This window comes from Spirulina sp. CCY15215, from assembly GCF_016888125.1.
Taxonomy (GTDB): Bacteria; Cyanobacteriota; Cyanobacteriia; order Cyanobacteriales; family Spirulinaceae; genus CCY15215.
In genome coordinates this window covers 1-1023 of sequence record NZ_JACSWA010000102.1, presented here as the reverse complement: position 1 = coordinate 1023, position 1023 = coordinate 1, and the positions used below count along the sequence as shown (strand labels likewise).

Here is a 1023-nt window from a genome sequence, read left to right as displayed (position 1 = left end):
TCTCTAGTCGGATGCTTCGCGATTTCCTTTGTTGGTCTCGCTAACCCTACCCAAATCAAAGATTATGGGTAGGGACTGCACTCGACATTTTGTTCAAGTCGATTTCGATCCCCTCGCTTTGGGCAAATTCCATCCCGTAGAAGTACCGGTATGGGGTGAAATTAGCATCGTAGTGGAACAGTTGAAAACGGCTTTAACTGGGCAAATTAACACCGAAGACCAGCGATCGCAAATCGCCGATCGCTGGGCAATTTGGCGAGAGGAAAAAGTCCGTCGAGAAGCAGACGATCGCGGAGAGGGACTTAACTCTGCTGCCATTTTTGCCGCCATGACTCGTCAGATTCCCGCGAATGCTGTCATTGCGGTGGATGTTGGCAACAATACCTACTCTTTTGGTCGCTACTTTGAATGTGAGGCACAATCGATTTTGATGTCGGGGTATTTAGGCTCCATTGGCTTTAGTTTTCCGGCGGCTATGGGTGCATGGGCTGCAGCCGGAAAAGAACGCCCCATCGTCTCTGTATCTGGGGATGGCGGCTTTGGGCAATACTTGGCAGAGTTTACCACGGCGGTAAAATATGGCATGAACATTACTCACTTCTTGGTCAATAACTCTCAATTAGGTAAGATTAGCAAGGAACAACGGGCAGGAGAATGGGATGTTTGGCAAACCTCCCTACACAATCCCGATTTCTCGAAGTACGCCGAGATTTGCGGCGGTTTGGGCATTCGCGTCACTCGCAAGGAAGAGTTAGATGCAGCAATGCAACAGGCTTTGGCACATCCGGGACCTGCCTTAGTTGAGATGATCGCCGATGCAGAGTTAATTTAATGTCTACTCGCGATCGCCTCATTCTCGTGATGAACTTGGCGATCGCAGATTGGGAAATAATTTGCGAATCAATTCGGTTTTTTACCTCTTCCCCTTCAACACCAATAAAGCGCAGGATTCCCCGCTTGTATGTGAAGCATCAAGCGTGGGAGGAATGCGATACAATCTGACCCCCAATGGGGAGGATTGTA

The 1023-nt window shown here is 49.1% G+C and carries 2 protein-coding genes; both read left to right on the top strand.

Translation table 11 applies throughout. The annotated features are described in order from the left end of the window. The first annotated feature begins 64 nt into the window (after nucleotides 1-64). Nucleotides 65-832: a thiamine pyrophosphate-dependent enzyme gene (locus JUI58_RS00470; RefSeq protein WP_204101790.1), complete on the top strand. Its 768-nt coding sequence runs from the start codon at nucleotides 65-67 to the stop codon at nucleotides 830-832. Continuing rightward, on the top strand, nucleotides 832-1002 hold the full coding sequence (locus JUI58_RS00465; RefSeq protein ID WP_204101789.1) for a hypothetical protein: 171 nt from the start codon (nucleotides 832-834) through the stop codon (nucleotides 1000-1002). The genes JUI58_RS00470 and JUI58_RS00465 overlap by 1 nt, the downstream gene beginning before the upstream one ends. Nucleotides 1003-1023: the final 21 nt, after the last annotated feature.